The sequence below is a fragment of the Thermomonospora umbrina genome, assembly GCF_003386555.1.
GTDB classification, from domain to species: domain Bacteria; phylum Actinomycetota; class Actinomycetes; order Streptosporangiales; family Streptosporangiaceae; genus Thermomonospora; species Thermomonospora umbrina.
On the sequence record NZ_QTTT01000001.1, the window covers coordinates 6,656,037 to 6,672,543 of the forward strand.

Consider the following 16,507-nt stretch of genomic DNA (forward strand, 5'->3'; position numbering starts at 1 on the left):
GTGCTGGCGATCTTGGGCAGGTTCATCGCCGGACTGTTCTCCGGCCTGTCGCCGGTGCTCGCCCCGATCGTCGCGCTGATCGGTCAGGTGGCGGTGACGCTCGCCGGGGCGCTGATCACGGCCATCCGCCAAGCGCTGCCGTCGGTCCTCCAGATCTATTTGGCGGTGGCGTTGCTAGTGCCCGCCGTGATGCCGCTCGTGCCGGTCATCGTGCAACTGGCGCTGGTGCCGCTGCTGCCGGTGACCGCGCCGCTCGCGGCGCTGCTGGTGAGCGTGCTGGTGCCGGTCCTGCGGATCGTGATAGGTGTCCTCGTCGGCGTTTCCGTGCTGGTCGGCACGGTCGTCACGGCAGCGGTCCGGGTCTTGGCCGCCGTGCTGCTGTGGCTGGCCGACCACGTCCTACGGCCGGTGTTCACCGACCTGGCGGTGCTCACCCAGGGCGCGTACAAGGTGGTCCGGCCCCTGCTGAACGCGATGGCGGGCGCTGGGCGGAGTGTTCCGCGCCATCTGGGACCGGTGGATCAAGCCGGTGTTCAGCCCATTCGTGACCGGGCTTCGGGTCACGGTGGGCCCGGCGTTCCGGTGGCTGACCGACACCATCATCAAGCCGCTGTGGCGCGAAGGTCGTGTCCGGGAGCGCTGACGCCCTCGTCTGGCCCGCCTGAGGATGCGGTACTGGTTCGGCGCGAGCTGGGCCGACTGGACGTTCGGGACCGGCAGCCAAGGCGTCGTCTACCTGACGGCGGGCGTCACCATCACGTTCTGGAACCTCGCGACCGGCGGCATCCGCTACACCGACCTGCTCGACGCGGAGGGCCGTGTGATCGACGCCGTGGTGACCGGCACCGGAACGGGCGTCCCTCTGGGTTTCCTGCCGCGCTTCCAGGGGCCGCCGGACCTGATGGGGATGTGGGCCGACGCCGGGGCCGGGCACCGGTTCTGGATCACGACCACCGATCTGGCCGCCGCGCTCACCGCGCTCACCCAGCGGGTCGCCGATCTGGAGATCCTGCTCGGCGCGCAGCCCGCACGCCAATTCGCCTAGTCGACGAACCCCCTGGTCGTGAACGCCCCCGACCGGGCCTTCGCGCTTCTGCTCCGCTTCATGAGAGGACTCCCTTTGGTCCCGTCAGCGATCCGTACCCTCGTGCCTCTGATCGTCGGCGCGATCCTCGCCTGGACGGCCCGCGCCGGCCTCGACCTGCCCGACGACGCGGTCACCGACATCGTCACCGTGACGATCACCTTCGCCTACTACACCGTCTCACGATGGGCCGAGACGCAATGGCCCGCCCTCGGCCGCTGGCTGCTGGCGGCCGGGCTCACCCGCCAGGCCCCGGTGTACGTACCGGCGGCGACCGCCCACCGACTCACCCGACCGGCCGAGTGACCCCGATCCCACACCGCCCCGCCCGTTCAGGCGCTCCCCGCGCCTGGACGGGCGGGGCGGTTTCCGCGTTTCACCATCACCGAACCGCGGACCACTGGGCGGCTCAGTCTTCTGGGCCCGTGGTGCCTCACCAGGGCCCGGCTGGAGGGTCGACCACGCGGGTGCGGGCCGGCCGGGCCGACAGATCGTCGCGCCCGAGTCGCCCTCTCCGTGGCGCGTCCGCCGGTCGGGTCCCGGCCCGGTGGCTCTCACGGTGCTCAATTCGCCGCCGTCATCCTCACCGAACCACCGTGGCCGTAGAGTGGACCACCCGTACCGAGCCTTTTGAGGGACGCATGGTCGCACTGGTTAATGAGGTCCAGGGTCTTGTGACGGTCGAGCGCCACCTGTTCTCGCTCGTCGGCGTGGAAGCCGTCTCGACGCCCGAGGACGCGGACTGGATTCCGTGGCAACCGAGTCCACAGGAGCCGGGCTTCTTGTACGTGGAGAGCGCCGGCGAGGACCACGACGCGCAGGTCATCCTTCAGATGTGGGACGGTGAACCGGCCCGTGACGCATCGTCGTGGGAAACGGCGGCGGACTTGGCGGTCGTGGTGTCCGGTGACAGTGTGCAACTGGCCACGCTGACTGGCGGGCCTGCGGAAATGGACGACCTGTCCGTCGATACCGGGACGTATCACCTTCGGGCTTGCTGCCGTGGGCGACGGGCGATAGCCGATATCCTCAGCCGGGACCTTTCCGGCAGCGACGACGACTCGGCCGCCGACGAGTGGCCCGAGGGAGTCGAAGTGTATCTCTTCCAGTTCTGGCCCCGCGTTTGACGGGGCCCGGCTCGGGGCCCCGTCAAGTGGGCGGCTCTCAGCGTTTGGGCCGAATCCAGATCACGAACACTTCGCGGATCTCCACACCCCGCGAACTCTTCCAGCGCCAGTCGAGGATTCTGTCGAGGTCGTACCACCGTCCAAGACGGCGGCCGGCCTCTTGGTTGTCATTCTTGTCGATGGCCTTGGCCGAGAACATGTTGCAGGGCTTGGTCTTTTCGTGGAGGCACTGCGCGGCCCCCTCATAGGTTGACGCGAACGGAAACTCGTCGCAGTCCAGACCTCGCGCGGAGTAGTTGGGCCACACGTTCTGGCAGACTCTGCGCGCCTTGCCCCGGTTGCTTTTCTGGCGCGTCTTGTTGACCAGGCGGTGTAGCGGGAAGTTCGCGCTGCACCCAGGGATCACCTTGCTCTGCTTGATCTTCGGATGGGTGTTCCAGGGCTGGTTGCACGCCACCCAGATATGACTCGCCGTCTCGTTGACGTTCTTGTCGTCGGTGCGGTACAGCAGGTGCGGCATGACTTCCCAGAAGACGCCGCCGCGCTTGGCTCTGGTGTTGTACTGCGCCGAATCGAAGCGCACGGACTGGTTGATGATGCGCGTGTGCTGGTTGACTCGGTTCGATCCGCCGATGAACTGCCATCCGGCGACGTTGACCTTGGCGACGCCGACACCGACATTCGGCTTGGACGCCAGACTGAAGTCCGCGATCGGCGTCTTACGCCACTGGCTCATCTTCCGCCTGACGGTGAGATGGCTGTTGGTGCGGTCATCGCAACCGCCGATCTGCCCCAGCGTCGGAAAGCAGTAGACCTGGAAGTAAAGATCAGGGTCCGGGGCGTAGCTGGTGTTCCCCCGCTTGACGATGTCCTTGATCTGTAGCCGCAGGTCGACCCGCCTGGACCCCATGTAGCCGAACCCGACGAGAACGGCCTTCGCGCTTATGCTCCCGATCTTACCCCCTCGGGAGTTGTAGTAGACGAATTGCAGGGGCCAGTGGTTGCAGTAGTTGAAGCGGCTGTTGACCTGGCCCTTCTTGACATTCTTGACCTTCTGCTTCTCGCATGCCTGCAACGGGGTGGGTGCCGCCGGAGCGACATTCCGAGAGCCGATAGTGCTGGAGTCGACAGTGACGACGTTCTGCCTGCGACTGCTGTCGATCTGTTCGATCGTGCGTCGACGGCGGACGTCCGATGCCGCTTCCTGGTGGTCGATCCCGCCGATGACCATGCGGACGCCACCACCGGTGGAGGCCGCAGCCGCCTGGGGAGCGACGACGAAAGCAGGAGCGACAATGAACGCCGCCAGGATCTGTCCGAACCTGTTTCTCATCAGGCAGCCAATCCCCCCACTCACCGAAACGCCATTTCCTGGCATCTTGCAGGTAAGCTAACGGCTGGTCATGACCTCGGACAAGGGACGGGGTTGGCCGTGTTCGGACACGTGACCGATGCCATCGTGACGGCGGAGATCGCACCCATCGACACAGACGGAGCAGGGCCGTTTGACCGGCTCGCAGCCATCGGGTGAGCAGTTCGGCACCACGTTGGCTGCGCGTGGGGCGGTTCCGGCGGCGGCACTCACGACCAGATGCTTCGGGCTGTGGAGTCCACGCGCCCCGCCGCCCTGTCCAGGTGAGCCTGCTTACGGGTCATGTCATGCCGCCGCCCCTAGCGATCCGGCTCACCGCACCGCCGTTGCGCCGGTCGATCCATCGAGCCGTTTGCCCGTGGCCTCGCGAACGGGGCACGGTGGTCATGCCCAGGGTGCGCCACATGTGGGCACACCCACGAACTAGGAGGCCGTGATGGCGCTACGGTTCCTGTGCATCGACCCCGGCACCAACGGCGGTAACTGCCCCGCCGTGTTCATGGACGAGGAGACGGGCGATCTGCTGTTCCAGGGGTGGACGGAGACGAACGAGGGCACCCTCACCGAGGCGAGCACGCATAGCCCGATGGCCGCGCGAGAGTCGATGGTGAGGCTCCCCGCCCGCATGAAGACGATGGTTCTGGAGGCGCTGAGTGCAGCAGGAAAAGACGTTCGCTGAGCTTTTCGCCGGTACCACCACAGGTCGCCGGGCTTCGCCGCTGGGGCTGTCACAGCATGATCGTGCTGGTCGAGTGGCCTGTTCGGCGGCGAGCAAGGCCGGCCCGGAGTAGAGACTCCGCCCATTCAAGATCGGCAAGGACTCTGGACGGGCTTAGTCGACGCGCTCCACATGGGAAACATTTCCTCGACCTACCACGATCAAGAAGATCACCACCCCAGCTCGACAGAAAAAGACCGTTCCGGCATATCCATTGACGCAACAAGAGCAAGATGGTAATCATGACTCACTCCTACTGGTAGAGAACGGCCCTTGGGTGGGAATTCAAGCGCCGCAAGCCCAAGGGGGCGCCGAGTGACCGGGCTCGATCCGCTCGTTAGTGCGATCGTGGGCGCATGGACGAACATCATTGATTGGTGGCAGCGGTCACCCAAGGCATTCAAACGCTTCATCATCTACGGCGTGATCCCGATCGCCCTCGTCAGCGCCGGGATCTTCGTGGGAGCCAAATACCTGAGCCCGGAGCCACCCGAGCCACCACCCCTTGGCCTGGACCTGAACGGCTACTGCCAATCCTACGACCTGAAGTATGCGAACGAGACATGCGCGCAGGACTTGGATCTACGCCAGGCTTGCGAAGGGCAGTACGGGCCAAACAAGCACACTGTCGACTTCAATCCCAATGATAAGTACAGCGCAAAATGCCTTCGACCCGACCAGAGGGAACCAGTAGGCGGGATAGTCAATATCTCCGACCACTGCAAGAAGAAGTATCTGAACGTGGTCAACGTCGGGGCATGGTTCGACGATAAGGCGAAGAAGTGGCTATGCCGCTTCAAGATCGACTATTCTGCCGCCTGCGTCTGGAGATACGGCACGTCCGACCTGAAAGCTCGCCGCGCCGAGGACGGGACCTGGAACTGCGTCAAAAGCTAGTGGCACCGATTCAGCCGCTGCTCGGGACGTGAGACGGCCACCACTGTGATCATGAGGTTGTGATCCTTGATCTGCGGTGGCCTTCTCATGAACCTAAGCGGTGACCTATCCAGCCGAGCCGGTTCCCGCGCTAACGCCCCGAAAGTGGTCCCAAGTCCCGTCGCAACGTCCGCGACCGCAGCCGCGCAACACCCGAGATCGCCGGTGGAGCGGGCGTGATCCCGGCGGTTGGGATGCGCTCGCGTGCCGGTTCTGACGCTGGCCCGCCGACGAGATCGGCGTCACGATCGCCGGGACAGGTGAAGTGCCGAGGAAGGACTCACGTGGCGGACCCTGCGGTGACGGGCTGCGGTGGGGTGAAGTCGGGAGGGGCGGTGAGCGGTGTCTGCACGAGACCGAGACGGACGGGGCCGCCCAGCGCAACGAGTTCGAAGTCGACGTTGTCGAGGAGCCGGCGCGCCTCCTCGGGTGTGGCGGCGTCCACGGTGACGCCGGCTTGGACGGTCATGGTGAACCGCTGGGGGCGCTCCACCGCCGGTGCCTCATCGTCGGCACCGGGAATGGTCACCTTGACGGCGGCGCCGGTGGCGGGGTCGGTGACGATGAAGGTGTTGGCCAGTGAGCCGGGGCCGCTACGGCATCGCCAGGCCTTCAGCGCGGCCTCGTGCGGGTCGACCGCCCATTGCTCGATCTCCCAGGTGACGTGATAGTGAGGCATCCTCGCCTCCGTCCGGCTTCGATGGGGCAGGGTGGAGATCGGCGCGTCGCAGATGCCTGCGGGCGCTGCCGTAGTGGTCGGCGATGGTTCCGAGCCGGTCATGGGCGCCGTCGAGCTATCCCACCGCTGTGTGGGCCGCGACGAGGTCGGCGACGGCGGGACCGTTCCCCGTAGCGGCGTCCCGGATCATCTGCCTCCGACGCCTGGCCAGTTCGCCGGCAAGCGTGGTCAGCCGGGCCACGATCATTTGGGTACGAACGGTCAGCGACGCGATGCCGGCGGCGGTGATCTGCGCCTCGCGGTGGTCATAATCGCCGAGGAGGACCAGCGCGGCCGAGAGACCGTCATGGGTGGTAAGCAGCGCCTGCTCGGTGAGATGGGGCTCTTGCATGTGATCTTTCCTGGGAACGGCTGCGGGCGGCCGGTCGAGTGACCTGCGGCTGCCTTCAGCAAGCGGGGGTGGAAGATGTGCCCTGCGGGCGATCTCAGGCTCGGGTCGGCTACGGCCTGCCGCTCGTCCGCGGTGGCCGGGGACCAGCGACGGTCCCCTACCCGGCTCAAGGCGCCCGCGGCACCCGCGGTCGGGCCCGCATGCCGGGTGGTCCGGCCGGGCCAAGATGTTTCGCGCCAGCGAAAGATCTCTGGGCCGGCCCGGACGAGCGAAGCGAGAACCCGGCTGCGGGCACGGCCAGGGTGGCGCAGCCTCGAGAGCCGGGAAAGGGGACCGAGCTCGACTCGGCGCGGCCGCATCGACGGCCACGAAGCTTGAGCGGTCCGAGCAACACCGAAAGCACCACAAGAGAACGGGAGCCGGCTCACAGACGTCGCACAGAATCCGCGTCACGGTTTCCTCCAAGGACGACGCCGCGGGTACCACGATCTCTCCGGCGGCGTGCTACTGCACCATCGGCCTCGTGGTGGCCGCGATCAGGCCACCGTCGACTATCGGGTCGTGTCCGTTGATGTCAGACGCCTCGTCGGAGCCCGGGACGGCGCCCGTGTTCTGCGACGTCGCCGCACGCGATTCCCCGATCACGGATACTCGCGCCTGTCGAGCGGCCAGGTCAGCGTCGGCTCCATCAGGAGGTGGGGGCGGCCGGCCTCGTGGACGAGGACGCCGACGGGCACGGGGTGGGTGAGGCGTCCGTGCGGGGTGGTCGGGCCGACGTCGTCGGGGTCGGTGCCGGCCAGCGTGGTGTCCGCGTTGAGGGTGACCCAGGCGGTGCCCGGCCTGTACCAGCGGGCGGCGTGCTGGGCGGCTGCTCCCATGCGGTGGCGACCAGTACGTCGGTGCGCTCGGTGATGATTCCGATGACGGCGTTGAAGCGGCCGGTGAGCTCGTCTCGGGCCTCGATCAGTTGCGGGGGGAGCTGCTCGGCGATGGGGGATGGGCCCGCGCGCTCGGGTGCGGGACGTGGCGTTCGGGTCGTGAACCGTTGAGAATCTCGGTGGGCGGTCATGCGGAAGCGCCTGTCTGTTCGTGCCGCCGGATACGACCCGTCGATCGGCCGGACCCATGATCACGGTGTCGTCCAAGGCGGCGGTGATGAAGGTCGACGGCCGCGCTGCGGCGGATGCGTGGTCGTCTTCGCGAACGCCCTCTCGGCTCCGGGAGAAGGGCTCTGTCGGCGGCGGTCACCGTGGAGCTGCGATCGCTCGCCGGGAAGGCTCGGATCGCCTCGCCGCCGCGCCATGCGGTCTTGGGGGGTGGACGTCGTCGGGTTCGTCCTCCTGGCCGGCATCTGGGGTCAGGCGTCGTACCTTCCGGCGAGTCGAGCCGCGACGACATCCGCCACCGCATCGAGGGACTGATCACGGAGCTCCTGCCTGCTGATCGCTGACAGCCAATAGTGCTGCGCGGGTTGTACCCAGCAGCGGTCAGGTCCCCGCCCGTTGGAGAGCATCCGGGTGATGGCGGCCACGGTGTCGCGAGCGTCGCGGCCCGCACCGATCAGCGTCGCAGACCCCGGGCCGATCCAGTCACCGTAACCGAGCAGCAACAATCGCGGCTCGGCCACCGACTGCGTGCCGTTCACCGCGAGCGCCGAGGGTTTGCAGGGCATGGCTGAACGGGGTGCCGTCACATTCATGGCCGACGCCGGCCTTCGCGAGGGTTCGGCACCTCGCTGAGAGTCGGCCCGGCAGGGACGTGGGCACGCTTGACGACGGGCGGCATCGAGTTCACCGACCTGGGCGAGATCCCGGCCACTTTCCCGTTGTGGTGATGAAGCCACTTCGCTGCGATCACGTTCATCTGGACGAGGTGGACGGTGGCGGGATGGGTCGGTGAGGGACCACGCGCGGCAGCGTAGGACAGGCAGTAAGCTAAAACTCACATAGTGTCGTGTTCTGTTCTCCGGTTCCGGACAGAGCGGCCAGTACACGGCCCGGCGCTCTCCGCCGGCCAGAACCATTACTGCGGTGTCCGCCGCGAAGTGGCTCGACGATGCCCTTATGGGGAATTTTCCGCGACCCCCGCGATGTAGGCACTGAGAAAGAGGATCCGATTTGGGCGCACCCCAGGTTGTGCTGATGACCGACCACGGTTCGATGGAGGGCAGCCGGGACGTTCTGGCGACCGCGGTGCGGAGGCTCACCAGCCACCCGCCCGTGCTGCTCGACGCACGGCACTTCATGACCGGGGGACAAGGCCGGGTGGGCGCCGAACGCGGAACGCTCCGGCTCCAGGCGCCGGGCGAGGTGCCCGTCGTGAACCCGGCAGCGGTGATCATCTATGAGATACCGCCGGCCGAACGTCGCCGCTTCGAGGACTTCCAACACCTGCTGCACCAGCACGGGACGGTCTCGCTGGGCCTTGACGCGGACGCGTGGCGGACGGCCACCGAGAAGGACCGCACCGCCGAGCGGTTCACCCTGGACGGCGTCCCGCACATGGAGAGCATCACGCTGTCCGGACCGACCGAGGAACAGACCATCGCCGCCTTCGGCCGGCTCGGCCGCGACGTCTGGGCGCGGCCGACCGTCGGCATGGGCGGCGACGACGTCTTCCACATACGCACCGACACCCAACTGCGCGACGCGGCGCGCCATTACGCCGCATCCGGGCTGAACTGGTTGATCGCCCGCGACGCCGGCAACTTCAACCGGGACGGGCGGCGCCACCAGTTCCGCGTGGTCGTGCTGGACGACCACGTCATCAGGGCATGCGAGCACGTGCAGCCCGACCCCGACGCACCCTGCAACGAAAGCCGGGGCGCCGTCTCCACCCTGCTGGACATCGACGACCTCTCTCCCGACATCTACCAGCCGGCGATCGCCGCCACCAAATCCCTGGGGCTCCGGTTCGGCGGGGTCGACCTCGCCGTCGAGAACGGCGGCGTCGTCTTCGAAGTCAACGTCCACCCGGCCTTCGGCACGCTCCAGGCCCTGGAAACCGTCGCCGTCCCCTACGTACAGGCACACCTGGACATGCTCTGACCGTTCCTCACCGTGGGGGCGATCACCTGAACGCGGGCGGCGGCGCGCTGCCGAGCGCGCTGCGGCTCGACCACGGCCAAGCGGTCGTCCACGTCCCCGGCCGGACGGTCCACTGCGCCTGTGCGGCCCCCGTGGTGACGCCGAGCCGACGTCGGGGACGCCTTCGTCATCGCCGCCCAGGCCCGGATGTGCCGCGACCTGGAGAACCCATCCAGGCCATCGAGGAGTCCGCGGCGGAGCTGGGGCGCTGAAGGCGGTTCCGGGACTCTACTGACGGAACGCCAGGTGTGATGGCTCGGGCCGTTGATTCCGCGAGGTCCTCGACCGCGTGTCGTACGGGCAGCAGGGCGAGGGTGGGTGATCGTCGATGCAGACCTGTTCGCCGCCTTCTGCTCGATCATGGTGGTGAGGTCCAGCCGGCTCACAGGGTTTCGGTGCGTTGGTGGTCGATCCCTGCGAGCCGGCTCGGCGTGGTTCTAGGCGGTTGTTGCCGGTGCTGCCACTTGGGGAGGCGTTCCAGGAGCCATTGGGCGAGGTCGTGGGTGACCAGGAGTGTTCCTGGTTGTCGGTGGCGCACTTGGAGCCGACGTCGGCGGGACGCGCGAAACGACCTGTTGGGATGTCATGGTGGGTGGGTGGCCGAGGCGCACGCCTCGCCGGCGGCCGGAACGGCCCGGCGTCAGCCCAGCTCCTCCGCCCCGGCCCGCAGCCTTTCACCCCAGCGGTGCATCTGGGCCGGCGGACCCGCCTGCGTCAGGACGCCCCGCAGCCAGCCGGCGCAGTCCGCGGCACCCGGGCCGTCGCCCGTGCGGCGGGCGGCGCGGCCGAGGGCGAGGAGCAGGTCGCCCCAGGGTTCGGCGTGCTCCGAGAGCCGGTGGCGGAGTTCACCGGAGCTGGAGGCGACGGCGTAGCAGCTGTGGATCTCGCGGCCCAGGAGCCGCCAGCCGCGCAGTCGCGGGTCGTTCGGGTGGGGCCTGGTGGCGTCGAGTCCGCCGGCGACGGCCTGGGCGGCGGTCGGCAGGTGGATCAGGGCGGAGCCGCGTTCGGTGGGGCAGCGGGGGGCGGTCTTGGCCGACGGGTTCACCTCGATGACGTTCAGCAGGGCGCGTGCCCACGGTCGGCGGGAGGTGTCCGTCGCGGCCACCGCTTGGCGGAGGGTGTGCGGGCCGGTGGCGTTCAGGACGGCGGCGGCCCAGGTGCCCTCGCGCAGGGTGTCGCTCGGGTTCATGCGCGCCAGCAGTTCCGGGCTGTAGATGCCCTCGGTCGAGCCGCCGGTGGTGTTGAGGATCGCGGCACGACGGCCGAGCAGTTGCGAACCGGGGGCGGCATGCCCGTTGCGGCCGAGGAACTCCGCGAACTCGCGTCCCACGTCATACGCCTCGCCCGCGAGGTCTCGGCGGCCGTCCCGGTGGTGGATCAGCATCGCCCGGCCGATGGAGTCGACCAGCGTCGAAAGACCGATAAGCGCCTCCCGCCCGCGGCCCATCGAAGGGGAGTTGTCGTTGTAGAGGCGGCCGGCGAAGTCGAGCGCGACGACCGCCAAGTCCGCGTCACCCACCTCGGACTGGATCCGCCCGAACACCGCGGCCGCCCGGGCCGCCGTCTCCCAGCCCGCTCCGCCGGCCGACGCCAGCGCGTCCCGCAGGGCGTCTCCTGCCTGGTCGACGGCGGTGAGCGGGGCGCCCTCAGCCAGGGTCTTCAACGGTTCCGTGCCTGGCAGGCCGGCTAGCGGATCGTAGGTGTGGACGGCGACGGTCCGGGGTCCGGCGTCTCCGGACTTCAAGGCGCCACCGTCCCCGGGGCCGCCCGAGCAGTCTCCTCGGCACCTCTCTCCTTGCTCTTTCTCGAACGCCAGAAAGCCACCGCCGCCCCCAACACTGGAACACCTTTTGATTCAACCTAGATCATTTATCGGTGATGCGCGCTGCCCGAAGATCCTCGACCTCGATTCAGGTGACCGGGACGATCCATGCCTGCTGGGCGATGCCGTTCTGGGCGCAGTAGGTGTGGGCGATCCCAGGAGCCTTGGTCGGGAACCGCGTCCGGCCGGTTCTAAAATTAATCGTGCCGGTCAAGATGTCATGGCAGTGAACCTTCACCACGTATTTCCCGGTGTCGCACCGGCCGGCGCCCCGCCACAGGCCCGCGGCGTAGTCCGATTACGTCCATGTCACACACGGCTCGGCGACCGCGGACGCGGGAACGGCAAGGACACCGGTGGCGGCGAGAACGACGACGGACACGGACGAGACACGCGACAAAAGGCTCATGGTCGATCTCCCTGGACCCGAGGATGGTGCACGTTTCACCTCAATCCCAGCCCGCATATGACCGCGCCACTGCGTCTTACGCCTCATTGAGCCCTCTTTGTCCGATGTCGGCCATACCTCGCGAACGCGTCCCCCGACACAGACGCGCAGACCCCCACTCGGGTCCGCGCGACCAGATGAAAGGTGGCTCTGCGTAACCAGCGTGAGGGTGGAGGGTGGACGCGGTGCGGAGTGGGCCTCGGGGCGATCCGGCCCTCCGGTTCCGAACGTGTCCCCAGACATCCGAGCACGTTGTGGTGTCAAGCGGCTGCGGCCAGGCGGTCGTTCTTCACCTTGCGGTTCATGATGTGCTGGGAGCGTCCGCCGGCGCGGGTGACCGGCGCTGACCCGGCGTAGGCTTTGAGGCCGCGGGCGTCGGCGAAGCGAGTCCGGTCGTCGCCGACCTCGGCCAGGAGGCGGGCACCAACCAGAGGGCCGACCCCGGGAAAGCTTGCGATGATCTCGGCGTCGGGATGCAGGCGGAAGGCTTCTTCGACGGCATTGGCCAGGTTCTGCTCGGCGGCGCAGGCGGCTTCGAGCTGACCGATGAGTGCGGCGAGTTCTGTGCAGGGCCCACTCGATGCGACGCCCGATGGTGCTCGTTGGCGACCCCGCGCAGCAGACCCGAGTCGACACGGACCAGATCGGGCGACTCCTGTGCGGGGCAACGCGATGAACGCCAGCATCAAGACGAGCGCGAGTCCGATGGCCCTCATGGGCGAACACCCTTCGTAAGCGCCGCTCACCCCCAAAATGCCCTGAACCTATGCGCACCCGACCGTCGGGCCTACTGAGTCGAGCGTGGATATCACGCGCTCTCGACTCACTCCTTGATGATTCACTCGGCCGGGAAGTCTTCGACGCTCACGCGTCTCGGTATAAACCTCATTAAAGCCCAGAGGTCAGGCAATTTGCGTGCGACCCTGAGGGCATGCGCACGTTCGGGTTGCTGGATTCGTGGCGGCGTCGGTCCAGAGGTCCGAAGCCGGTGGGTGATCGGAGCACCACGGGCCGGTATCTCGTGATCGGTCTCCTGGGTTTGGGAATGACCTGGTGGTTGGTGGGATGGTCCGTCCACGACCTTGGCGCGAACCTGCGGGCGGCGCGCGGTGACGGCACTCATGGCGCGCTGTCCGAGCTGAGAAACGTGTGCGGCAAGGGCAGGTGCCGCTGGGAAGGCCGTTTCACGCCGGCCGGCGGAACCACTGTGCGCGACCACGTCAAGTGGGGCGGTTCCACTCCCCGGAACGATGCGCCACCGCCCGGTCTCGCTTTGCGCGCCGTCGACATCGGGGACTTCAACGGCACCGTGTATCCGCCCGGAGCGACGCCGGGAGTCTTCAACGTGCTCGCCCCGCTGCTGTGGGGACTCGCCGTCGGGGCGGGCTCAGTGGCCGCCTGCGTCTGGGCGACACGCCGCCGGCTCGGAGCCCCGCTGACGAGCCGCGCCCGCTTCGAGAACGAGCCCGCGGACGCCGTCACCATCACGTTGGAGCGCTCGGCACGGACCCCGGCCATCATGCTCGTCCTGACCTCGGCGGCCCTGGCGGGGGCATCGATCGTGACCGGGATGATCGTGTTGCGCCTGCCCGCCACCCCCGAACTGTTCGGCCCGGCCCTGGCAGCCGCGATCGTCACCGCGCTCATGGCCGGTGCGGGCGTCCAGGCGTTGCGGGCCCTGCGCCGCCCGCCGCGGGCCTGGCTCACCCAGGACGCCATGGTCATCCGCGATCCGCGACTGTTCACCCGGGATTGCAGGATTCCCCGACCAACGGTCGAGGGGGCACGCCGTAAAGCGGAGGCCGACGTTGACGCCGCGTGTCTCAGCCCGTACGAGCAGAAGGGCCCCTTCCTCCTCGTCATCCTGCGGAGTCCCGTCACGGTCGATCGGCTCCGCACCGGACTCACGGGCGGCTGGCTATGGGACCTGACCGCCAACGAGCCCATCGACCAACGCAAACGCTACTTGTCGCCGGCCCCCGCACCGTTCACCGCGCTGCTGCTCAAGAGCCCGGCCCCGGACGACGCCGTGACGGCCATCAACGCATGGGCGCTCCCCGCTCCGGACCAGGGGGCCAAAGAAGTCCCCGCACCACCCCGTCGACGACGGTGGCGCATCCACCGCATCCACCGCTCCCGGGAATGACTCACCATCGCCATGGGCCACTCGAACACCGCGCTCGGCGACCACGCGCCTCCGCCGAACCGGGCGCGCGACAACTTTGGGCGACCGGCCCTGGCGTAGAAGGCGTCGCTGCGGGAGCCGCCCACGGCTGATGGGCTGCTCCCTCCATTGCGAGTGTTCCCCGGCCTGCTGCTGGTCACCTTCCTGTTCGGCGAGGGCCGCACGGTCACCGTGCAGGAATGCGTCGCCTCACGGGCGACCCCGCGTGAAGGGGCCGTCACCGTTCTGGACTGCACCGGGGACGTGGCACGACTCCGACGGGCGCCGGATCTCCGGGCACATCTCGGGAGTGGATCGCGGCGATGTGGGACGCAAGGTCACCACGCGAGCAGGGCCGATCGGCCCCCATGCGACCCCGATGTGGAAGTACTGGCAGCTGTACTCCCCGCTGCCCGCAGGGGCATGGATCGCCTTCCTGGGGCTGCGCTCTGGGAAAGGCTTTTCCGGTCGCTGAGCGAACAGGACGGGGGCGCGGCCAAGTGTCGGGAGCCGCGCATCGGTCAGTGGCTGATCCGGTGGCTCCAATCGACACGTTCGGAGGAAGGGATCTCGCGACCGTGGTCAGCGATCTCCCGCAGCCTGGCGGCCATCACCTGCGCCGCCTCGGTCGGCTGCGGTCCTGAGTCGAAGGCGTCGGCCAGCGCGCGCAGGTCACCGGGCCCGAGATGATCGCCGGCGTCGGTCCGCATCACGTACCGCACCTTGCCGCCCGTACGGCCGTCCTGGACGGTCAACGCGTAGTAGGGCCGTTCGCCCGACATGGCGACGTTGCCGCCGAGCGCGGCGGTCCGGGCGGTCGCCAGATCGCAACGCCGGAGCGCGTCACCGCGCCGTACCGACAACACGGATCCCTGCAGCCACGCCTCTTGCGGAGACCGGTCGCGTCGGCGTCGTCTCGTGAAGATCTGCAGCCCACCCCACAGCGGCCAGATCACCAGGGCCTGCCACCGCAGGGTGACGGTCGACGTGACACCGGCCAGGAAAAGCCCCACCAGGAAGAACATCAGACCGACGTCATGCCGGACATGGAGGCAGGTGACACCCACCGACCGGGAGACCGCCCGACCACCGCGACTCAGCATCCGCATGTCTTCAGGGGTCACCTGTCCAGTGTCCCCCATGTCCCATACCTGCGGGTGATCGGCGATTCTCCGGCCCCCACCCCGAACAACTCCACGAAGCCCGCCAAACCCGGGTCATCGCGCTCGCCCTCGCCCGCAACCACGACGAGGCACTCGCCCTTCTCGACGGCACAACCCCCGCTAGCGCCCTCGACGCCGTTGACGCCGCCCTCCGCGCACACCTGAACGCCCACGCCGGCCGCCCCCACCAACACCATGTCGCCCAGCTCGTCGTCGCGACCTTCTCGCACACCGCCGGCAACCCGGGATCGCGAGTGCGAAGGCACGCTTCAGGTCCCGCCCGTACTCCGGCAGATTGGCCCCAGTCCCGGCCCCCGTCCGCTCTGCGATCGCCGTGTCCCGCTCGGGAGCAGCCACCACGGCCCAGGTCGATGACCGCCGCCAACCGGGACACCGGCGCGTTCAGAAGCACGAAGCGGCGGGTCGGCGGTCAGGCCCTGCCATGCTCACCAGCATTCTGCGCATCGCCACGCTTGCCACGTGGCGCCATTCCCCGGGAGATGCTTCGAGGACCGGGGGAGATGCCGTTCCATGGCGTGGAATGCACCGCCCTAACCGTGTGTGTGGCGGCATATCACTATGTGTGTTGCCGGATCGGTGGATGGTCCACCGGTCGGTGAAAGGGGGCCGTGTGTCCGGTGTGCGTGCGCGGGCGAGGGTGGCGGTCGGGGTCGGCACGGCGTGGCTGGCCGTCGTGACGGCGGGGCCGGCGGTGGCGTCCCCGGCGAACGCCGGGCCGGTCGAGGTGGTGCCGTTGTGGGAGGCGGTCGAGCGGCTGCCGGTGGCAGCCGAGGACCGTACCGGCTACGACCGGGATGCCTTCGAGCATTGGATCGACGTCGACCGGGACGGGTGCAACACCCGTCGGGAGGTCCTCATCGACGAGGCCGTGCAGGCGCCGCAGGTCGGCCGCCGCTGCAAGCTGAGCGGGGGTCTTTGGTACTCCTACTACGACAACGTCGAGCGCACCGATCGCCTCGACATCGACCACATGGTCCCGCTGGCCGAGGCATGGGATTCGGGCGCCCGCGGCTGGACGTTCGAGCGGCGCCGCGAGTACGCCAACGACTTGGGGGACCATCGGGCGCTGGTCGCGGTCACCGACACCTACAACCGGCAGAAGGCCGATAAGGACCCGGCGCAGTGGCGGCCTCCCTACGAGCCGGCCCGCTGCCGTTACTACGGAGAGTGGACGGCGATCAAGCTGCGCTGGCGCTTGAGCGCCGACCCGGCGGAGAAGGCCGCGCTCACCGCCTACACCCAGAACTGCCCCAACGACCCCATCACCATCACGCCCGCGCCCTGACGCCGGTGTCCTGACCCCCGGGTGCCACGGCACCCGTCCCCACCCCCATCGGCCCGCGGTCGGGAAAGCCGGGGATCACCGCGACCCCTTTTCCGGCGGACCACGGACCCGGCCGCGGGCGTCCACTTCGCCGAGCCGGTGAACGCTCCGAGCCCATCGGAGACCACTCGGCCGGTGCCCCAGGCCTTCCTGGGGCGAGCGCAGATCAGCA

At 68.4% G+C, this 16,507-nt stretch carries 18 protein-coding genes; 8 read left to right on the forward strand and 10 right to left on the reverse strand.

What is annotated here, in order from left to right; all coding sequences use genetic code 11:
• Positions 1-174: 174 nt before the first annotated feature.
• Entirely contained in the window at positions 175-396 is a 222-nt protein-coding gene (locus DFJ69_RS30025; RefSeq protein WP_116025703.1) for a hypothetical protein, read from the reverse strand.
• A gap of 271 nt (positions 397-667) precedes the next feature.
• On the opposite strand from DFJ69_RS30025, the gene DFJ69_RS30030 reads away from it, so the two are divergent.
• The 3 genes from DFJ69_RS30030 to DFJ69_RS30040 all read left to right on the forward strand — a co-directional run bounded on the left by DFJ69_RS30030 (position 668) and on the right by DFJ69_RS30040 (position 2,211).
• Positions 668-1,045, forward strand: a complete 378-nt coding sequence (locus tag DFJ69_RS30030) for a hypothetical protein (RefSeq protein WP_116025704.1) — start codon at positions 668-670, stop codon at positions 1,043-1,045.
• Between the two features lie 102 nt (positions 1,046-1,147).
• Complete coding sequence (locus DFJ69_RS30035) at positions 1,148-1,390, forward strand: hypothetical protein (protein ID WP_245974638.1); 243 nt, start codon at positions 1,148-1,150, stop codon at positions 1,388-1,390.
• Positions 1,391-1,725: 335 nt separating this feature from the next.
• A complete protein-coding gene (locus DFJ69_RS30040) occupies positions 1,726-2,211 on the forward strand; it encodes a hypothetical protein (RefSeq protein ID WP_116025705.1) in 486 nt (161 codons plus the stop codon).
• Positions 2,212-2,248: 37 nt separating this feature from the next.
• Here the strand turns inward: DFJ69_RS30040 and DFJ69_RS30045 are convergent, their stop codons facing one another.
• Positions 2,249-3,568, reverse strand: a complete 1,320-nt coding sequence (locus DFJ69_RS30045; protein WP_170177850.1) for a NucA/NucB deoxyribonuclease domain-containing protein — start codon at positions 3,566-3,568, stop codon at positions 2,249-2,251.
• 451 nt (positions 3,569-4,019) lie between these two features.
• Between DFJ69_RS30045 and DFJ69_RS30050 the strand changes: the two genes are divergently transcribed.
• Both DFJ69_RS30050 and DFJ69_RS30055 read left to right on the forward strand, forming a co-directional pair.
• A complete protein-coding gene (locus tag DFJ69_RS30050; RefSeq protein WP_116025707.1) occupies positions 4,020-4,262 on the forward strand; it encodes a hypothetical protein in 243 nt (80 codons plus the stop codon).
• A 354-nt stretch (positions 4,263-4,616) separates the two neighbouring features.
• Positions 4,617-5,198, forward strand: a complete 582-nt coding sequence (locus DFJ69_RS30055) for a hypothetical protein (RefSeq protein WP_116025708.1) — start codon at positions 4,617-4,619, stop codon at positions 5,196-5,198.
• Between the two features lie 319 nt (positions 5,199-5,517).
• Here DFJ69_RS30055 and DFJ69_RS30060 read toward each other — a convergent pair whose 3' ends face one another.
• The 4 genes from DFJ69_RS30060 to DFJ69_RS36555 all read right to left on the reverse strand — a co-directional run bounded on the left by DFJ69_RS30060 (position 5,518) and on the right by DFJ69_RS36555 (position 7,979).
• Positions 5,518-5,916, reverse strand: a complete 399-nt coding sequence (locus tag DFJ69_RS30060) for a hypothetical protein (RefSeq protein WP_116025709.1) — start codon at positions 5,914-5,916, stop codon at positions 5,518-5,520.
• A gap of 115 nt (positions 5,917-6,031) precedes the next feature.
• Complete coding sequence (locus DFJ69_RS30065; protein ID WP_116025710.1) at positions 6,032-6,307, reverse strand: hypothetical protein; 276 nt, start codon at positions 6,305-6,307, stop codon at positions 6,032-6,034.
• Positions 6,308-6,948: 641 nt separating this feature from the next.
• A complete protein-coding gene (locus DFJ69_RS30070) occupies positions 6,949-7,185 on the reverse strand; it encodes a hypothetical protein (RefSeq protein WP_116025711.1) in 237 nt (78 codons plus the stop codon).
• 479 nt (positions 7,186-7,664) lie between these two features.
• A complete protein-coding gene (locus tag DFJ69_RS36555; protein ID WP_211328851.1) occupies positions 7,665-7,979 on the reverse strand; it encodes a hypothetical protein in 315 nt (104 codons plus the stop codon).
• Between the two features lie 469 nt (positions 7,980-8,448).
• Between DFJ69_RS36555 and DFJ69_RS30080 the strand changes: the two genes are divergently transcribed.
• Positions 8,449-9,354 (forward strand): ATP-grasp domain-containing protein, encoded by a 906-nt coding sequence (locus DFJ69_RS30080; protein ID WP_211328852.1) that lies wholly within the window; start codon positions 8,449-8,451, stop codon positions 9,352-9,354.
• 679 nt (positions 9,355-10,033) lie between these two features.
• Here DFJ69_RS30080 and DFJ69_RS30085 read toward each other — a convergent pair.
• Complete coding sequence (locus DFJ69_RS30085) at positions 10,034-11,056, reverse strand: hypothetical protein (RefSeq protein WP_147312487.1); 1,023 nt, start codon at positions 11,054-11,056, stop codon at positions 10,034-10,036.
• A gap of 867 nt (positions 11,057-11,923) precedes the next feature.
• Complete coding sequence (locus tag DFJ69_RS36560; RefSeq protein ID WP_211328853.1) at positions 11,924-12,379, reverse strand: transposase; 456 nt, start codon at positions 12,377-12,379, stop codon at positions 11,924-11,926.
• Between the two features lie 557 nt (positions 12,380-12,936).
• Between DFJ69_RS36560 and DFJ69_RS30095 the strand changes: the two genes are divergently transcribed.
• Positions 12,937-13,809, forward strand: a complete 873-nt coding sequence (locus DFJ69_RS30095; RefSeq protein ID WP_116020890.1) for a hypothetical protein — start codon at positions 12,937-12,939, stop codon at positions 13,807-13,809.
• 539 nt (positions 13,810-14,348) lie between these two features.
• Here DFJ69_RS30095 and DFJ69_RS30100 read toward each other — a convergent pair.
• Together DFJ69_RS30100 and DFJ69_RS30105 are read right to left on the reverse strand one after the other, a co-directional pair.
• A complete protein-coding gene (locus DFJ69_RS30100; RefSeq protein WP_147312173.1) occupies positions 14,349-14,951 on the reverse strand; it encodes a hypothetical protein in 603 nt (200 codons plus the stop codon).
• A complete protein-coding gene (locus DFJ69_RS30105) occupies positions 14,948-15,220 on the reverse strand; it encodes a hypothetical protein (protein ID WP_147312488.1) in 273 nt (90 codons plus the stop codon). The genes DFJ69_RS30100 and DFJ69_RS30105 overlap by 4 nt, the downstream gene beginning before the upstream one ends.
• A 401-nt stretch (positions 15,221-15,621) precedes the next feature.
• Here DFJ69_RS30105 and DFJ69_RS30110 point away from each other — a divergent pair, with 401 nt between their 5' ends.
• Positions 15,622-16,296 carry an HNH endonuclease family protein gene (locus DFJ69_RS30110; protein ID WP_245974639.1) on the forward strand — a complete coding sequence of 225 codons (675 nt, stop codon included), beginning with the start codon at positions 15,622-15,624 and terminating at the stop codon, positions 16,294-16,296.
• Positions 16,297-16,507: the final 211 nt, after the last annotated feature.